The sequence below is a fragment of the Aestuariivita sp. genome (genome assembly GCF_049276915.1).
GTDB lineage: Bacteria > Pseudomonadota > Alphaproteobacteria > Rhodobacterales > Rhodobacteraceae > Aestuariivita.
On sequence record NZ_JBASXK010000031.1, the window covers coordinates 1 to 15650 of the forward strand.

At 62.3% G+C, this 15650-nt stretch carries 15 protein-coding genes; 6 read left to right on the plus strand and 9 right to left on the minus strand.

The genetic code is table 11. The features are described 5' to 3' along the window. Nucleotides 1–241: 241 nt before the first annotated feature. Nucleotides 242–3007 (minus strand): formate dehydrogenase subunit alpha, encoded by a 2766-nt coding sequence (gene fdhF, locus WAO69_RS02895; RefSeq protein ID WP_422176543.1) that lies wholly within the window; start codon nt 3005–3007, stop codon nt 242–244. 216 nt (nt 3008–3223) lie between these two features. Here fdhF and WAO69_RS02900 point away from each other — a divergent pair, with 216 nt between their 5' ends. Genes WAO69_RS02900 through WAO69_RS02915 form a run of 4 tightly spaced genes read left to right on the plus strand, consistent with a single transcriptional unit; the run spans nt 3224 to nt 6728 of the window. After that, nucleotides 3224–3877 carry a histidine phosphatase family protein gene (locus WAO69_RS02900; protein WP_422176544.1) on the plus strand — a complete coding sequence of 218 codons (654 nt, stop codon included), beginning with the start codon at nt 3224–3226 and terminating at the stop codon, nt 3875–3877. Nucleotides 3878–3893: 16 nt separating this feature from the next. Continuing rightward, nucleotides 3894–4520, plus strand: a complete 627-nt coding sequence (locus tag WAO69_RS02905; RefSeq protein ID WP_422176545.1) for a glutathione S-transferase family protein — start codon at nt 3894–3896, stop codon at nt 4518–4520. 7 nt (nt 4521–4527) lie between these two features. After that, nucleotides 4528–5589 carry a saccharopine dehydrogenase gene (locus tag WAO69_RS02910; protein WP_422176546.1) on the plus strand — a complete coding sequence of 354 codons (1062 nt, stop codon included), beginning with the start codon at nt 4528–4530 and terminating at the stop codon, nt 5587–5589. Continuing rightward, nucleotides 5586–6728, plus strand: coding sequence for a saccharopine dehydrogenase family protein (locus tag WAO69_RS02915; RefSeq protein WP_422176547.1), 1143 nt, complete (start codon nt 5586–5588; stop codon nt 6726–6728). Before WAO69_RS02910 ends, WAO69_RS02915 begins: the two co-directional genes overlap by 4 nt. An 87-nt stretch (nt 6729–6815) precedes the next feature. Here WAO69_RS02915 and WAO69_RS02920 read toward each other — a convergent pair whose 3' ends face one another. The 6 genes from WAO69_RS02920 to WAO69_RS02945 form a co-directional block, all read right to left on the minus strand. Further along, nucleotides 6816–7133 (minus strand): DUF3775 domain-containing protein, encoded by a 318-nt coding sequence (locus WAO69_RS02920; protein ID WP_422176548.1) that lies wholly within the window; start codon nt 7131–7133, stop codon nt 6816–6818. A 64-nt stretch (nt 7134–7197) separates the two neighbouring features. Beyond that, nucleotides 7198–7929 carry an SDR family NAD(P)-dependent oxidoreductase gene (locus WAO69_RS02925; RefSeq protein ID WP_422176549.1) on the minus strand — a complete coding sequence of 244 codons (732 nt, stop codon included), beginning with the start codon at nt 7927–7929 and terminating at the stop codon, nt 7198–7200. Further along, nucleotides 7926–8504, minus strand: a complete 579-nt coding sequence (locus tag WAO69_RS02930) for a DUF3833 domain-containing protein (RefSeq protein ID WP_422176550.1) — start codon at nt 8502–8504, stop codon at nt 7926–7928. Before WAO69_RS02930 ends, WAO69_RS02925 begins: the two co-directional genes overlap by 4 nt. Then, entirely contained in the window at nt 8504–9751 is a 1248-nt protein-coding gene (locus WAO69_RS02935; RefSeq protein ID WP_422176551.1) for an MFS transporter, read from the minus strand. The genes WAO69_RS02930 and WAO69_RS02935 overlap by 1 nt, the downstream gene beginning before the upstream one ends. Next, complete coding sequence (locus WAO69_RS02940; RefSeq protein ID WP_422176552.1) at nt 9748–10512, minus strand: DUF1365 domain-containing protein; 765 nt, start codon at nt 10510–10512, stop codon at nt 9748–9750. The genes WAO69_RS02935 and WAO69_RS02940 overlap by 4 nt, the downstream gene beginning before the upstream one ends. Continuing rightward, nucleotides 10509–11810 (minus strand): NAD(P)/FAD-dependent oxidoreductase, encoded by a 1302-nt coding sequence (locus WAO69_RS02945; protein ID WP_422176553.1) that lies wholly within the window; start codon nt 11808–11810, stop codon nt 10509–10511. Before WAO69_RS02945 ends, WAO69_RS02940 begins: the two co-directional genes overlap by 4 nt. A gap of 223 nt (nt 11811–12033) precedes the next feature. Here WAO69_RS02945 and WAO69_RS02950 point away from each other — a divergent pair, with 223 nt between their 5' ends. Both WAO69_RS02950 and WAO69_RS02955 read left to right on the plus strand, forming a co-directional pair. After that, nucleotides 12034–12585, plus strand: coding sequence for a sigma-70 family RNA polymerase sigma factor (locus WAO69_RS02950; protein ID WP_422176554.1), 552 nt, complete (start codon nt 12034–12036; stop codon nt 12583–12585). 8 nt (nt 12586–12593) lie between these two features. Continuing rightward, nucleotides 12594–13250, plus strand: coding sequence for a ChrR family anti-sigma-E factor (locus WAO69_RS02955; protein WP_422176555.1), 657 nt, complete (start codon nt 12594–12596; stop codon nt 13248–13250). 43 nt (nt 13251–13293) lie between these two features. On the opposite strand, the gene WAO69_RS02960 is transcribed toward WAO69_RS02955, so the two are convergent. Together WAO69_RS02960 and WAO69_RS02965 are read right to left on the minus strand one after the other, a co-directional pair. Continuing rightward, nucleotides 13294–14262: a D-2-hydroxyacid dehydrogenase gene (locus WAO69_RS02960; protein ID WP_422176556.1), complete on the minus strand. Its 969-nt coding sequence runs from the start codon at nt 14260–14262 to the stop codon at nt 13294–13296. A gap of 3 nt (nt 14263–14265) precedes the next feature. Beyond that, on the minus strand, nt 14266–15642 hold the full coding sequence (locus WAO69_RS02965) for an MmgE/PrpD family protein (RefSeq protein WP_422176557.1): 1377 nt from the start codon (nt 15640–15642) through the stop codon (nt 14266–14268). Nucleotides 15643–15650: the final 8 nt, after the last annotated feature.

Sequence of the window (15650 nt, forward strand, 5' to 3'; positions counted from 1 at the left end):
CTGAACGGCCAGATAGCCGCCTTGAGGCGGTCAGCCGGGCCAAAGCCCGAACGGCCCGCAGTTGCCGGAGAGACCCGAGCCGCGAAATCGGCGATTTCGACCGACTTCTTCAACACAATCCACCCATACTGACGAAGGCTGCAGAAACAATCGAGGTCGGCTTCGGCCTCACAGCTGCCATTCGTTGCAAAACAATCGAATGCCAGCCGAGACCCAACCGGACAGTCGTCCGGGCTCGCCGCTATTCCGCGGCGACCTGTGCTTGGACGGCCTCGACCCGGACGGCCGAGAATTTGAACTCGGGGATCTTGCCGTAGGGGTCCAGCGCGGGGTTGGTGAGGATGTTGGCGGCGGCTTCGACATAGGCGAAAGGCAGGAACACCATGTCTTCGGCAACAGCGCGGTCTGCGCGGGCCATGACCTCGATCGATCCGCGTCGGGTGGTCAGGCGCAGCATGCCACCCGGGGCGACGCCAAGACGGCGCAGGGTCTTGGGGTGGAGCGAACAGTTGGCCTCGGGTTCGACCGCGTCCAGAACCGTGGCGCGCCGGGTCATCGACCCCGTGTGCCAGTGTTCGAGCTGCCGCCCCGTGGTCAGGATCATCGGGTATTCGGCGTCCGGGGCCTCATCGGGCGGGATCACGGAGGCCGGCGTAAAGCGGGCGCGCCCGTCGGTGCGCGGGAACCCATCGCCGAACACGATCGCCTGACCCGGATCCTCGGGCGAGAGCGAGGGATAGGTGACAGCGTTTTCACGCTCCAACCGGTCCCAGGTGATATTGGTGAGCGATTTCATGTTCAGCTTCATCTCGGCAAAGACCTCGGCGGGGCCGCTATAGGACCAGCCCAGACCCAGCCGCTTGGCCAGTTCGACTTCGATCCACCAGTCTTCCCTGGCCTCACCCGGAGGCGCGATGGCGGCGCGGCCCATCTGCACCTGACGGTTGGTGTTGGTCACGGTGCCGGATTTCTCGGCAAAGGCCGAGGCGGGCAGGATCACATCGGCAAAATTCGCAGTCTCGGTCAGGAAGATGTCCTGCACGACAAGGTGATCAAGCTTGGCAAGCGCATCGCGAGCATGTTCCACATCCGGGTCGGACATGGCCGGGTTTTCGCCCAGGACATACATCGCCTTGATGTCGCCGGTATGCACCGCATCCATGATCTCGGTGACTGTAAGGCCCTTCTGGTTCGAAAAGTCCCCCGAGCCCCAGACATCGGTAAAGGCCGACCGCACGCCGTCATCGGTGACGGTCTGGTAATCGGGCAGGAACATCGGCACCAGCCCCGCATCCGAGGCACCCTGAACGTTGTTCTGGCCGCGCAGCGGATGAAGGCCGGTTCCGGGGCGGCCCACATGACCCGTCATCAGCGCCAGCGAGATCAGGCAGCGCGAGTTGTCCGTGCCGTGGATATGCTGGGACACGCCCATGCCCCAGAAGATCATGCCAGCCTTTGCGCCGGCAAAATCACGCGCCACGGCGCGCAGGGTGTCGGGGGCGATGCCGCAGATCTTGCTCATCGCTTCGGGGGTGAAGCCGGCCAGATGCGCCTTCTCGGCCTCCCAGTTCTCGGTATAGGCGTCGATATATTGTTTGTCGTAGAGACCTTCCTCGACGATCACATGCATGATCGCATTCAGCATCGACACATCCGCGCCGGGGCGGAATTGCAGCATATGGGTCGCAAAGCGTTTCAGGGCCTGCCCGCGCGGATCCATCACGATCAGCTTGCCGCCGCGTTTGGTGAATTGCTTGAAATAGGTCGCCGCGACCGGGTGGTTCTCGATCGGGTTGGCACCGATGACGATGGCCACATCCGCGTTCTCGATCTGGTTGAACGTGGCGGTGACCGCGCCCGAACCCACGTTCTCGATCAGCGCCGAGACGGATGAGGCATGGCACAGCCGCGTGCAGTGATCGACGTTGTTGTGACCAAAGCCCTGACGGATGAGCTTTTGAAACAGATAGGCCTCTTCGTTGGTGCATTTGGCCGATCCGAAACCGGCGACTTCACGGCCCCGGCCCTTCAAGCCGTTTGCGGCGAAATCCAGCGCCTCGTCCCATGTCGCTTCGCGGAAATGGGTCTGCCAGTTGCCCGGATCGACGTTCAGGCCCTTGGCGGGCGCATCCGCGCGCCGGATCAGCGGTTTGGTGAGGCGATGGGCGTGGTGGATATAGTCAAAGCCAAAGCGCCCCTTGACGCAGAGCCGGCCTTCATTCGCCGGGCCATTGATGCCGTCGACGTATTTCACGCGCCCGTCCTTGACCTTGAGCGAGACCTGGCAGCCGACACCGCAGAAGGGGCAGATGCTGTCGACTTCGCTGTCGAAATCGGCGCTGTCTCCGAGCTGGTCATCGTCCAGAACCGTCGCCGGCATCAAGGCCCCGGTGGGGCAGGCCTGCACGCATTCGCCACAGGCCACACAGGTGCTGTCACCCATGGGATCGGCCATGTCGAAGGTCGGATAGCTGTCATGGCCGCGCCCGGACATGCCGATCACATCATTGACCTGCACTTCGCGGCAGGCGCGCACGCACAGACCGCATTGAATGCAGGCGTCCAGATTGACGCGCATGGCCACATGGCTGTCGTCAAGCAGGGGAATGCGCCCCTCTTCCAGCTTGGGAAAGCGGCTTTCGGATATGCCGTTCGCATCCGCCATGTCCCACAGATGCGACGAGCGGTCATGTGACCGATCGCGTTCGGGCTGATCGGCCAGCAGCATTTCCACGACCATCTTGCGGGCGTTTTCCGCGCGCGCCGAGTTGGTTGTCACAACCATGCCCTCGCGCGGTTCACGGATACAGGAGGCCGCCAGCGTGCGTTCGCCCTCGATCTCGACCATGCAGGCCCGGCAGTTGCCATCCGGGCGATAGCCGGGGGCCGGTTTGTGGCACAGATGCGGGATCACCAGACCCCGACCATTGGCAATCTCCCAGATGGTGAGCCCGGCTTCTGCCTCGACGGTTTTACCATCGAGCGTGAAAGTGATCTTTTCGGACATTTCTGTCTCCTGTTCGCGTTGGCCCAGTATAGATCAGCCCAACCCCGGGACCGGACTCCCAATCCCGACACACCTTGCAGAAATTGCGCCACCGGGGTTTCCGATGCGAACGCTCTTGCCCCGATCCTGCGAATTTCGTCGCGGCGACGGGGGGATGCTCTTTCCACCGCGCCGCAGCCCGGCTAAGTCTTGGGAAATCTATCCGAAAAGGCTGTCATGTCCCATATTACCCTCATCCGACACGGTCAGGCCAATACTGGTGCCCGCGACGAGAAAAGCTATGACCGGCTCAGCCCGCTGGGCCACCAGCAGGCGGCGTGGCTGGGTGATCACCTGCGCGCCAGCCGGGCCCATCACCCGCGCATCTTTTGCGGCACGCTGACCCGGCATATCGAGACGGCCCAAAGCATGGGGTTCTCCGAAGGTATCACGCAGGATGCGCGGCTGAACGAGTTGGAGTATTTCACTCTGGCCTCCCTGTTCGAGGCGCAACATGGCGTGTCTGTCCCGACCGAGCGCGAAAGCTTCGTGGTCCATCTGCCCGAGGTTTTCACAGCCTGGAAGGATGGCAAGATCCAGTCTGCGCCCGAAAGCTTTGCGAATTTTGAAGATCGCGTAATGTCGGCGCTGCATGACATCAGCCAGGGCGATGGCCCGGCCCTTGTGGTGACCTCAGGCGGGTTGATCGCAATGGCCATGCGACAGGTCATGGGGCTGGAGATTGCCGCGATGGCGCGCGTGGCTCTGGCGATCATGAACACCTCGATGCATCGTCTTTTTCCGATCGGCAATCAGCTCTCGCCGGTTCTGTTCAACGCGGTTCCACATCTCGAACACCCTGAGCGCCACTATGCTCAGACCCATCTCTGACGGAAAGGGAGCTTTCATGCTCAAGCTGCATTATGCGCCGGGCAGCGTTGCCTCTGTGGTGGCGATCACGCTCAACGAGGTGCAGGCGGAGTACACGCGCGTCCGTGTGGATTTTGCCAATAGCGAACAACGAGGGGCGGCATATCTGGCGATCAACCCGAAGGGCCGCGTGCCTGCTTTGGAAACGCCGCGCGGTGTTCTGACCGAGACGGCGGCAATCCTGGATTACATCGCGGCGACCCATCCAAAGGCCGGGCTGGTTCCTGACGATCCCTATGACGCTGCGCGGATGCGCAGCGCCATGGTCTATCTGGCAAGCACCATGCATGTGAACCACGCCCATGGCGCGCGCGCCATGCGTTGGGCGGATGAGCCCTCGTCCTGGGCGGATATGAAACGCAAAATGCCCCAGAACATGAGCGAAAACGCGGCCTATGTCGAAGAGCATGTCATGACGGGGCCCTATGTACTGGGAGACGCGTTCAGCCTGGCGGACCCCTATCTGTTTGTCGTATCCACCTGGCTGGCCGGCGACGGTGTGGATATCGCAGCATTTCCCAAACTCGCCGCGTTCCAGGCGGCCATGTGGGAGCGCCCGTCCGTGCAGACGGCCCTCTCGGAGCGCATCTTGCGAAGGGATTGAGACGTCGATGACACATCTGTGGGTCAGGGCCGAGCAGCGGCCAAATGAAGAACGTGTCGGGCTGACACCGGAAGGTGCCAAGGCGCTGATCGCGGCCGGGATCTCTGTGAGCGTCGAGGAAAGCTCGGTGCGCGCGATCCCGATTGACGGGTATCGCGCGGCGGGCTGCGCCATCACGCCCGAGAACAGCTGGCCCGGGGCTCCTGAGGAGGCGATCATTTTCGGCCTCAAGGAACTGCCCGACGATGGCACGCCGCTGAGGCACCGCCATATCCTGTTTGGCCATGCCTACAAGGGCCAGCCTGCCGGTCAGGTCCTGCTTGCCCGTTTCGGTGCGGGCGGGGGTACACTGTATGATCTGGAGTATCTTGTGAACGAAGAGGGCCGGCGGGTTGCGGCCTTTGGCTATTGGGCGGGATACGCCGGGGCGGCGGTCGCGCTGAAATGCTGGGTGGCGCAACAGGGCTCTGGGCTGTGCGGGCCGGTCGCGACCTATGACAGTTCAACCCATTTGCTGGCGGATTTGCAGTCTCAGCTTGTGGCTACCGGCTCTCACCGGCCCACGGCGATCGTGATCGGAGCGCTGGGGCGCGTGGGTACCGGAGCGGCGGATCTGTGCACCGCCATGGGCGTGCCGGTGACCCGCTGGGACATGGCCGAAACCGCCAGCGGCGGGCCGTTCCCGGAAATCCTGCAGCATGATATCTTTCTCAACTGCATTCTGGCGCGCCCCGGCACACCGGTCTTTGTTCCCGCCAGCGCCAGGACCGCTGCACGGCGTCTGTCGGTGATCGGCGATATCTCGTGCGATCCGGACAGTGATTTTTCTCCGATCAAGGTCTATGATCGCACGACCACATGGGACGCGCCGGCCCTGCGGGTGCATGAGACACCGCCGCTGGACGTGACCGCCATCGACAATCTGCCGTCGCTCTTGCCGGTGGAAAGCTCGCAGGATTATGCAGAGCAGCTCTTGCCCTCGCTGCTGACGTTGCGCAACCTCGAGGACGGGGTCTGGGGACGGGCAGAACAGACATTCAAGGATCAAATGGAAAGGCTTGGCGCATGACAATTCACTGGTGTGGAACGGGCCTGTCGGCCATTCCGGGGCTGCGACGCCTGATCGAAGCGGGCCATTCCGTAAAGGTCTGGAACCGGACGCTGGACAAGGCGCGCGATGCGGTTGGAGACCTGAGCGATGCCATCGCCGTCTTTGACATCGACGCGCTGGACGCCGAGTTGCAGGCGGGCGACGTCGTCGTGTCGATGCTGCCGGGTGACTGGCATGTGCCACTGGCCAAACGGGCGATCGCGAAGCGCGCGCATTTCGTGTCGTCCTCCTATATCGCGCCGGAGATGCGCAATCTGGACGCGGCCGCGCGCGACGCAGGTGTCGCACTGGTCAACGAGGTCGGGCTTGATCCCGGCATCGACCATCTCATGGCCCATGCCCTGATGGCGGCCTATCGCGGCTCGGATGCGTTTGATCCGGGCAATACCATCAGCTTCATCTCATATTGCGGCGGCGTGCCGAAACACGCCAACCCGTTCCGCTACAAGTTCAGCTGGTCGCCGCTGGGCGTGCTGAAAGCGCTGCGCTCGCCGTCCAGGTCGATTCGGAATTTCTCGGAATTGCGGGTGAACCGTCCCTGGGATGCGATCTCCAGCTATACCGCTCCGCTGCCGACCCCGGAGAGTTTCGAGGTCTATCCCAACCGCGACAGCCTGCCCTTCATGGAGGATTACAACTTCGACCCCGCCTGGCCGGTGAAAGAGTTCGTGCGCGGCACATTGCGCCTGAATGGCTGGGCCGAGGCCTGGAGCGATGTGTTTTCCGAGATCGAAACGCTGGAAGGGCCCAAAGGTGAGGCGCGGCTCAAAGAGATGTCCGATGCGTTCTGGGCCAGCAATGCCTATGACGAGGGCGAGCCGGATCGCGTGATCCTCTGTGTCAGCCTGAAGGCCGAACAGGACGGGGAGCCGGTCTGGCATCAGACCTATGCGATGGATGCATGGGGCGATGCGCGCGGCACGGCCATGGCGCGGCTGGTCTCGATCCCGGTTTCGCTGGCGGTGGAGGCGGTTCTGAACCGTCAGATCGCAGCGGGTGTGCATGCCGCGCCATCGGATCCGAAACTGGTCGGGGCCTGGATGGGCGAGATTGACCGGCTGGCGCAGCATCTGGCGATTGTCGACCACCTGGCCTAGCGCGATCCGGTGCGGGCAGCGCCTTTGGGGGCCAGCCCCAAACCCCCGCCGTATTTCGAGCAAGAAGAAGGATGGGCGCGGGGGGCCTCAGAACAGGGCGTTTTCTTCGTCGGATGAGGAGATGCCCAGGGCCTCGAGGCCGTTTTCGAGGTTTTCCGACAGATGCGGAGTGCCGATCAGGTAATCCGCGCAGGGTGTCGTTGCTTCGGACAGGGCCGTTTGCACGGCCTCGGCGTATTCCTCGGGCTCGAAGCTGCCGCGGCCGATCCACATCACGGCCACCAGTTCGGCCTGTTCGTCCTCGGTCATCTGATCGATCAATCCGCGTAGTTCACCCTCGGCTCGGCCGAGTTCGCGGCTCATCAGGATCACCTGGGCAATCTTTGCGGTAGACAGGTTTTCCATGTCAAAACTCCTCATGTTCGCACAAGACCCATCTGTGGGGCTTTGGTGCCGGGAGTCTTTGATCTCACGCAAACAGGCGGTAGTACATCCAATCGGGCATGAACTGGCTGGCGCGGAACACCAGCGAGAACATCCGCGGGAAGCTTTTCTTGAAGCGATCCGTGCGCATATGCGCGATCATTTCATCGGCTGCGGCATCGGGTTCCATGATGAAGGGCATGGAGAAATCGTTCTTGTCGGTCAGACGGGTCCTGATGAAACCGGGATTGGCCAGTTGTACGGTCACACCGGTGTCCTTGAGATCGGCATACATGCTTTCGGCAAGCGACATCGTTCCGGCCTTGGAGGCGGCATAACCGATCGCTCCCGGCAACCCGCGGAAGCCCGACAGCGACCCGGTTATGACGATATGGCCCTGGTTGCGCGCCACCATGGGCGGAACCGCCACCCCCATGACCCGCATCATGCCGGTGAAATTGACATCGGCCATGGCGTTGGCCTTTTCGACATCCCATTGCGTGGCCTTCATGGGCCAGTAGACGCCTGCAAGAAACACCACGCCGTCGATCTCACCGACCCGAGCGGCAGCGGTTTGCACGCTGTCCATGTCGGCGACATCCATGGCCACTGCGCGCGCCGTTTCGCCCAGCGTGGCGACCACGGCCTGCAGCTTTTCCTCGGAGCGCGCGGACACGATCACATGGGCACCGGCGGCGCTGAGCTTTTGGGCCAGAGCCGCACCAAGACCTTCGCTGGCTCCGACCAGCCAGTATGTTTTGCCCTTGAAGGATCTCATGCGGCTTTTTTCTGCTCGGTTTCGGCGGGGCGCATGGTCGCAACAAGCTCGGCCACCTGAATGCCGAATTTGCGGAACTGGCTGCGGTTCACGATCGTGCCATTGGGGGCAAGATACATCCAATCCACTGCATCCAGCACGTGACCGCCCGATTCTTGGGGAAGACGGAACTTGTAGTTCAGATAGACTGCCGAGCCGGTCTGAGCGCCGGTTCCCGTGCCCACCACGTCCGAGGCTGTCGCCTTGATCTGTCCGTCGTTGCCCAGGTTGAGTTGCCACTCGCGATCCTGCGTCGAGCCGTCGTCATAGCGGAAATGTTCTTTGAGAATGCCGGTGTTGCCGGTCCAGCTGACATCGAAATCGGCGTCGAACCGTGAGCTGACGCGCCCAAGAGGACCATAAATGACGCCCTCGCATTTGACCGGGCCGTTCAGATGGGTCCGCAGGTCAAACTGCGGCTGGCCCTTGACATAGTCTTCGGGCTTTTGCGCCACGAAGGACCAGAAACGCTGTCTGATGTACCCAAGGGCCAGCACGATGGCACCGCCCGAGAGAACCAAGATTAGAGACTCCATTATCCGTTCTCCTTGATGTCCGTGCGGGCCAACAAGATGATCGCCAACACTTTCAACGCGCATGGCACCGCCGCATAGAGCAGGGTCAAAAGAACCAGAGCGTTTTCCGGGTTATCCGGCCCCGCGCGGAAACCCGCCGCGTCAAGCGCGGGCAGCAGGATCGCCGCCGCGAAGGCCAGAGTGAATTTCGAAACGAAGGACCACAGACCAAAGCCTTCGGAGGCCGATGGCGCGATCCGGGCCATGCGGGTTGCGAACATCGCAGGCAACAGCGTCAGATCCGCACCCAAAGCCGCGCCAGAGGCCAGACAGATGATCGCAAACAGCGCCACATCGCCCGCGTCCAGCGTGATCGCAAAGCCAAAGGCGATGATCGACAGCACCATCGCGCAGAGCAAAACCCGCTTAGGTCCATAGGTTTCGGCCAGTTTGCCCCAGAGCGGGGCTGCCATGGCGGCGGACAGGAAGAAGACCAGCAGGAGCGGCCCCTCCATGCCCGGGGCCAGCAGGCGGCTTTCGACGAAGAACAGGAACAGCGTCGAGCTGACGGCGACGGGGGCGGCGTTCAGCAAGGCGATCAGCAACAGACGCCGGGCCAGCGGATCACGCAGAACTACGCCAAACCCCTGTGAGGGGGCCGTGACGGCGTTATTCCATTCGTGACGCATGGCCATGAGCGCCATCAGTGCCACGATGGCAAATCCCAGCGCAAAGCCGGCAAAGGGCTGATCCATCACCGAGGCCAGCGCGACAGGCGCGATGGCCGCCAGACAGACGCCAAGAAGTGCTCCGGTTTCACGCCAGCGCGCCAGACGCAGATGGCCGTTCCCCTCGATCTGGTCGGCCTTGAGCACGCCTTGTGCATAGAAATTGATGGTCAGAAAGCTGAAGGCGGAAAACACCACGGTCAGCATTGCGGCAAACCAGACAAGCGGAGGAATCGGGGGCTGTACCGCGAAGAGGCCCAGCATGGCCAGGGCGATCACGATCAGCGCGATCCCGACGGTCAGCGCCCGTTTGTGGCGCAGCCGCTCGGAGAGCTTGCCCAGCAGCGGATCCTGCACCACGTCCAGAAGGCGCAGCCCGAAGAGGACAGCGCCCAATGCGGCAAGGCTCACGCCGTATTCATCGACGTAAAACTTGGGTGCGTGAATATAGATCGGCAATCCCGCCGCCGCGAGAAGGGCTGCAAACAGCGCGTAGGCTGGCAGTCGATCTGACGTTCTATGGGCTGCCACGACGGTCATCCACGCGTTACTTCCTGTTCGGGCGGTGTCGGACGGACCCGGTATCTGGAGCCTTTCCACCACAGCTTGAGAGCCTGCCAGTGGATCAGCGCCTGCACGCGGCGCGAGCCCAGCGGCCGGCGGATCAGCGAGGACAGGATCGACCGGTTGGTCAGTGCCTTGCGCGCGCCTGTGAGCGTGGCGATCAGGCCGTCCTGCCCGCGACCGCTGTAATCGATCCAGATGCCGACACGATCCTCATTGATGTCAAAGCGGAACTCGTAGCCGCCTTCGATCTTCTGGAACGGCGAGACATAAAAGATCTTCTCGGCGCGCATGCGATCGGTCCGCTGAATGGGCCGGTGATCGGGATGATGGATCAGATAGGAATGGCGTTCGCCAAAGGTGTTGGTGACTTCGGCAATCACGGCTGTCAGATCATCCGCATCCGAATAGCACAGCCAGAAGCTGACCGGATTGAAGACGTGGTTCCAGAACCTGGGCTGAGCCAGCAGCATGATCCGCGACGGGCTGGGCAGTTGGTATTCCGCGAGCACGTCGCGCACCCATGCAGCACCTTGGCCGGCACCTGGGGCACCTCCGTGGTCGCTGTCCAGCAGCGAGCACACGCCGCGCGCGTTGCGCTTGAACAGGCGTGGACTGTCCAGCACATCCTCGGCATTCAGCATCACATAGTCGATGGAATAGCGGAATGCATTGCTCACCTCGCCCTTGCGACCATGATAGGTCTGACCCTGGATATGATGGATCGCGCTGGTCATTCGGCGGCGATCTCGAGGGAGGCGCTGCGGCGCATGGCTTCGACCACTTCGACCGCGCTGCCCAGACCGTCTTCGTGAAAGCCGTTCTTCATCCAGGCTCCGCAGAACCAGGTGCGATTGGTGCCGTTGAAGGCGCGCACCTCATCCTGGGCGGCCAGCGCAGCCAGATCATAGACCGGATGGCGCAATGTGACCTGATCATAGATCAGCTCTTGGCGGATGGTGCGCTTGGTGTTGAGGGTCACGAAATGCAGGTCATCCATCGGGATGGGCTGCAGCGAGTTCATCCAGTAGGTCAGATCGATGCGGTCTGACTTTGCACCCGAATCCTCGGTATAAACCCAGCTGGCCCAGGTCTTGCGGATCCTGGGCATGATGGATGTGTCTGCGTGCAGGATGATGTCATTGGGCTGATAGGCGATCGCTCCGAGGGATTTCTGCTCGCGCTCGCAGGGGTCGGTCAGCATCTTCAGGCTGTCATCGGAATGGGTGGCGAAGACCACGTCGTCGAATGCTTCCCAGTCGCCGCCCCAGGCTTTGACTTCGACGCCTGACACCGTGCGGCGCACCGCCTGGACCGGCGTGCCAAGGCGTAAGTCGATCCCCTTGGAGATCATCGCCTGTTCCAGACGGTTGACATATTCGATGGAGCCGCCCTGCACCGTGTACCACTGGTGCTGGCCCGAGTGGTTCAACAGCGCGTGGTTTTCAAAGAACTGCACCATCGCATAGGCAGGGAAATCCATGATCTTTTCCGTCGGCGTGGACCAGATCGCGCCAGACAGCGGCAGCAGATAATAATCGCGGAACCATGCGCCTGTGCCCATCAGGTCGAGAAATTCGCCCGTGGTGAGGGTAGGATTGGCCTTGGCCAGCCCGAGCGCATTGGCATTGAAGCGAAAGATATCGCGCACCATGCGCAGGAAGCCGGGCTTGAGCGCATTGCCACGCTGCGCAAACAACGCATCCAGCGAGTGCAAGCCGTATTCGAACCGGCCACCGTCGATGGAGGCTCCAAAGCTCATGTTGCTTTTGGTGACAGCGACATCAAGTTGCTGGAACAGAGCGGCAAGATGCGGATAGTTGGCATAGTTGAAGACGATGAAGCCTGTATCCACCGGCTGATCGCCGTTCTTGCCTGCCATGATCGTTCTGGCATGCCCGCCCAGCCGCGGTTCGGCCTCGAACAGGGTGACAGAGTTGCCGTCGCCCAACATGAACGCAGCCCCCATACCCGATACTCCGGCGCCGACAACGGCAATCTTCTTTGGCGCGCCTGCGCTGATTTCGAATGGCATTCAGATATATCTCCGCCGTTAGAGGGCTTGACTGTGTTTACGGGGGACTGCCGGGATTGGATGCAAAAGAAACTGTGTGATAATTGTGATCCAACGAGTGCCAGCGTGCGTAAGCAGTTGTATGATGATCTCAGTTGATCCTGCAACGACCAAAGGCGTAAGTGCTCTGCAAAGGCGCGCTGTACTCAGCGGGCATCATCGGACACGAATGGACCAAGGGTTTATGGTCGACAAAGACACGACTGCCCGCGCGGACTGGATCGACCAGATCGAGCGCATCAGGGATGGTAAGGATCAGGCGGCTTTTGCCGAGCTGTTCGCGCATTTCGCGCCGCGCGTGAAGGCGTTCCTGATGAAGTCAGGCGCAGACGCGACGCTGGCAGAGGAATGCGCGCAGGAGGTCATGGCGACGCTGTGGCACAAGGCGCATATGTTCGATGCCGCGCGGGCATCGGTGGCAACGTGGATCTTCACGATTGCCCGGAACCGCAAGATCGACCTGCTGCGCAAACAACGACGCCCCGAGCCGGAAGAGCTGACCTGGGGCCCCGAAGCCGAGCCGGATCAGGAAGACACTCTGGTCCTACAACAAGAAAGTGAAAGACTGCGTCAGGCGCTTGCAGATTTGCCGGATGCACAGAGAGAACTGATCGAACGGGCCTATTTCGGGGATCTGAGCCATAGCCAGATCGCGGAACAAACAGGCCTGCCCCTGGGCACGATCAAATCCAGAATACGTTTGGCGCTGGACCGTTTGCGCCATGAAATGAAGTGAGTGAAACGATGACGACGATCAACAACCATCTGAGCGACGCTATTTTGATGGCATATTCCGCAGCCACGCTGCCGGAAGCCTTCAGCCTGATGGTCGCTACCCATATATCGCTGTGTGACGAATGCCGCGCGCGGGTGGAAAGCTTTGACGCTGTGGGCGGCGCGGTCCTGGAAGAGACAACGGTCGAGACCGTGAAGCTGTCCGGCGATGCACTGGCGGCCACGATGGCCCTGATCTCAGCAGGCGCCGCGGAACCGGCGGCACCCAAGCCTGCCCGCAAGGCCAGTATATTGCCGGCACCGTTGCAGGATTATGTCGGTGGGGATGTCGAGAATATCAAATGGCGTTCGGTTGGCATGGGTGTGAAGCAGGCGATCCTGCCGACCAGCAAGGCGGCCTCGGCGCGTCTGCTGCTGATACCGGCAGGGGCTGCCATGCCGGATCACGGGCACAAGGGCATCGAGATGACGATGGTGCTTCAGGGCGCGTTCATTGACGATGGCGAGCGCTTTGGGCGCGGCGATGTCGAAATCGCGGATAGCGATCTCGACCACACGCCCGTGGCGGATATCGGCGAGGATTGCATCTGTCTGGCCGTGACCGACGGTCCGCTGCAGTTCAAATCGCTGCTGCCGAAAATCGCGCAGCCTTTCCTGCGGATCTGAAGCGCAATTCCCGGCAAACCGCTTTGAAGACAGGCGCGCCCGGTCAGTATCCGCGCGCCGGATCCACGACGTTATGCAAAGGGGCACCCCTGCGATAGCGCAGGAGATTTTCGGCGAACATCCGGGCTGTGCGGCGATACCATCCATCATAGACGCTTGAGCAATGTGGGGTCAGGATGACGTTCTGCATGCTCCAGAACGGGCTGTTCTCGGGCAATGGCTCGGTGACGAAGACATCCAGCGCCGCCCCGGCCAGTGGTCCCGCCTCGAGAGCTGTGATCAGCGCCGCTTCGTCGCACACGCCGCCTCGCGATACATCGATCAATACCGCGCCCGGTTTCATGCGCGCGAAGGCACCGGCATCGATCAGGCCACGGGTTGAGGGCAGCAGCGGGACACAGACCAGAATGTAATCCGCGCGTGGATAGAGATCGTGCAAGGCTTCGGTACCGTGCACTTCATCCACATCAGGGGTGGCGGCCGGGCGCGCACGCACACCCAGAACATGCATTCCCATCGCTTTGGCCCGGCGGGCCGTGGCGCGGCCGGTCTGACCCAGCCCGATAATCAGCAGAGTTGCGCCTTGGATGGGGCGCACTCGAGCCTGCGACAACCACTGGTGGTTTTGCTGAGCCTTGTGAAAGCCGCGCAGATCCAGCGAAAAGGACAGCATCGCTGCGATGGTGTATTCGGCCATCATGTCCCCGGCGCTGCCTGCTGAATTGGTCACGGTCACCTGTGCCGGATCCCAGTTGCCTATGTGGTCAGTGCCCGAACCGCCCACCGAAAGCCATTTGATCTGGCGGTTCTCGACCAATGCCTCGCGCGGGTAGGGCGCGACCGGATCGAACCGGATCGAATAGACGACCTCGGCACCGGTCTGCGCGATCGCGCCGGGCAGGGCCTCGAAGGTTTCGCAGCTGTGCAACTCCAGGTCAGGGTGCAGGTCACGCACGATCTGAACTGTCTCGGCGGGCTGATCCGCATGAATGATCACAACGGGGGTCTTCATGGTCTAGACCGGGTCGGCCAGATGCTGACCGAGTGAGGCAAACAGGCTGCCATCAGCGGTCAGCCCCAGACAGGCATCCCGGATCGCACCGGCGCGGGCATCGCCCAGAACCGGGGCAGCAAAGCCCATGAACTTTTCGACGATCTCGGCCTCTCCGAAGGGCCTTTCGGCCCCGCCGCGCGCATGGGTCAGGCCGGATTTCAGCACGCGCCCGTCGGTGAGAACCAGATCGACATCCGCCGTGCGATGCGCCGGAAACAGCGCCTCGTGTTCGTCGCTGACCTCAAGGCGGGTCTGTGCGACCAATTTGGCCACCGCCGGATCGCTCAGACCGTCACCCGCGATCTGCTCGAGCCCGATCTGGCGGCGCACAAGCATGGCTGCGACGGAGAACGCCAGGGAATACTGCGCTTTCGAGGTCGTGTCCGGCATGCCGGGATACAGCGCGATCGCATTGGCAAAGCTGCGGATGATGACATTCTCGATCTGGTCATGGGTGACGCCATGTTCCAGGGCAAGTTCGCGCGCCGCGTCGATGGGCGCATGGGCCCAGCGGCAGACCGGATAGGGTTTGATATACTGGACAAGGGTCTGCCAGACCTGTCCCAGATCAGCCCAATGGGTCGCCGCCCCGGTGCCTTCCACGGTGATCGCGGGGGCACCGGTGAAGCCGCTTTCCGCCAGAATGGCCGCACTCATGCCCGCCAGCGCGCCCCAGCCCGAGCCGTCATGCAGCATGGTCGGGCTGGCGATCTCACGCATCATCTGGCTGCGTGGGCCGTGGAATTCCGCGATCCCAAAAGCCTCGCGCAGGGTCTCGCGGGAGTGACCGCGCAGACGTGCGGCCATGGCGGCCACGCCCAGCGCATTCCACGCGCCTGATGTGTGATAATCCGCCACGGTCGCGTGCAGTGCCATGCCGGCGCGGCCTGCGATCTCGTATCCTGTGACAAGTGCTGCAAGGGCATCGGGGCCCGAGAGGCCCGGCATCTTTTGCGCCAGCACCGCCAGCGTCGGCACGGTGACGACACCGACATGGCCCTTGACCGGGTTGAACCCGTCATGACCATCCAGATTGTCGGTCTGCGTGGCAGCGGCGTAAACCGCACCGGCCAGGCTGACCTGCCTGCCATCAAACAGCATCTGCGCGCCATGATCCGGATCACCGGAGCCATAGAGCTTGACCGTCGCCTCGCGTGCCAGGACCCCGGCCTGCATCGGGCCTGAGGCGATGCAGATGCCCAGCGTGTCCAGCATCAGGAGGGCGGCGCGCTCTATCACCGGGGCCGGCACATCGCGTGGGGTCAGGTTCAGGGCGAAATCGGCCACACGCGAGAGGGTTGCCCCCTGCCCGTCCACGAAATCCGTCATCTTGTTCATGTCAGCGC

What these genes read in the sequence shown, in the direction of transcription:
- fdhF (WP_422176543.1), bottom strand. Translation starts at nt 3,007, where the DNA reads ATGTCCGAAAAGATCACTTTCACGCTCGATGGTAAAACCGTCGAGGCA.
- WAO69_RS02900 (WP_422176544.1), top strand. Translation starts at nt 3,224, where the DNA reads ATGTCCCATATTACCCTCATCCGACACGGTCAGGCCAATACTGGTGCC.
- WAO69_RS02905 (WP_422176545.1), top strand. Translation starts at nt 3,894, where the DNA reads ATGCTCAAGCTGCATTATGCGCCGGGCAGCGTTGCCTCTGTGGTGGCG.
- WAO69_RS02910 (WP_422176546.1), top strand. Translation starts at nt 4,528, where the DNA reads ATGACACATCTGTGGGTCAGGGCCGAGCAGCGGCCAAATGAAGAACGT.
- WAO69_RS02915 (WP_422176547.1), top strand. Translation starts at nt 5,586, where the DNA reads ATGACAATTCACTGGTGTGGAACGGGCCTGTCGGCCATTCCGGGGCTG.
- WAO69_RS02920 (WP_422176548.1), bottom strand. Translation starts at nt 7,133, where the DNA reads ATGGAAAACCTGTCTACCGCAAAGATTGCCCAGGTGATCCTGATGAGC.
- WAO69_RS02925 (WP_422176549.1), bottom strand. Translation starts at nt 7,929, where the DNA reads ATGAGATCCTTCAAGGGCAAAACATACTGGCTGGTCGGAGCCAGCGAA.
- WAO69_RS02930 (WP_422176550.1), bottom strand. Translation starts at nt 8,504, where the DNA reads ATGGAGTCTCTAATCTTGGTTCTCTCGGGCGGTGCCATCGTGCTGGCC.
- WAO69_RS02935 (WP_422176551.1), bottom strand. Translation starts at nt 9,751, where the DNA reads ATGACCGTCGTGGCAGCCCATAGAACGTCAGATCGACTGCCAGCCTAC.
- WAO69_RS02940 (WP_422176552.1), bottom strand. Translation starts at nt 10,512, where the DNA reads ATGACCAGCGCGATCCATCATATCCAGGGTCAGACCTATCATGGTCGC.
- WAO69_RS02945 (WP_422176553.1), bottom strand. Translation starts at nt 11,810, where the DNA reads ATGCCATTCGAAATCAGCGCAGGCGCGCCAAAGAAGATTGCCGTTGTC.
- WAO69_RS02950 (WP_422176554.1), top strand. Translation starts at nt 12,034, where the DNA reads ATGGTCGACAAAGACACGACTGCCCGCGCGGACTGGATCGACCAGATC.
- WAO69_RS02955 (WP_422176555.1), top strand. Translation starts at nt 12,594, where the DNA reads ATGACGACGATCAACAACCATCTGAGCGACGCTATTTTGATGGCATAT.
- WAO69_RS02960 (WP_422176556.1), bottom strand. Translation starts at nt 14,262, where the DNA reads ATGAAGACCCCCGTTGTGATCATTCATGCGGATCAGCCCGCCGAGACA.
- WAO69_RS02965 (WP_422176557.1), bottom strand. Translation starts at nt 15,642, where the DNA reads ATGAACAAGATGACGGATTTCGTGGACGGGCAGGGGGCAACCCTCTCG.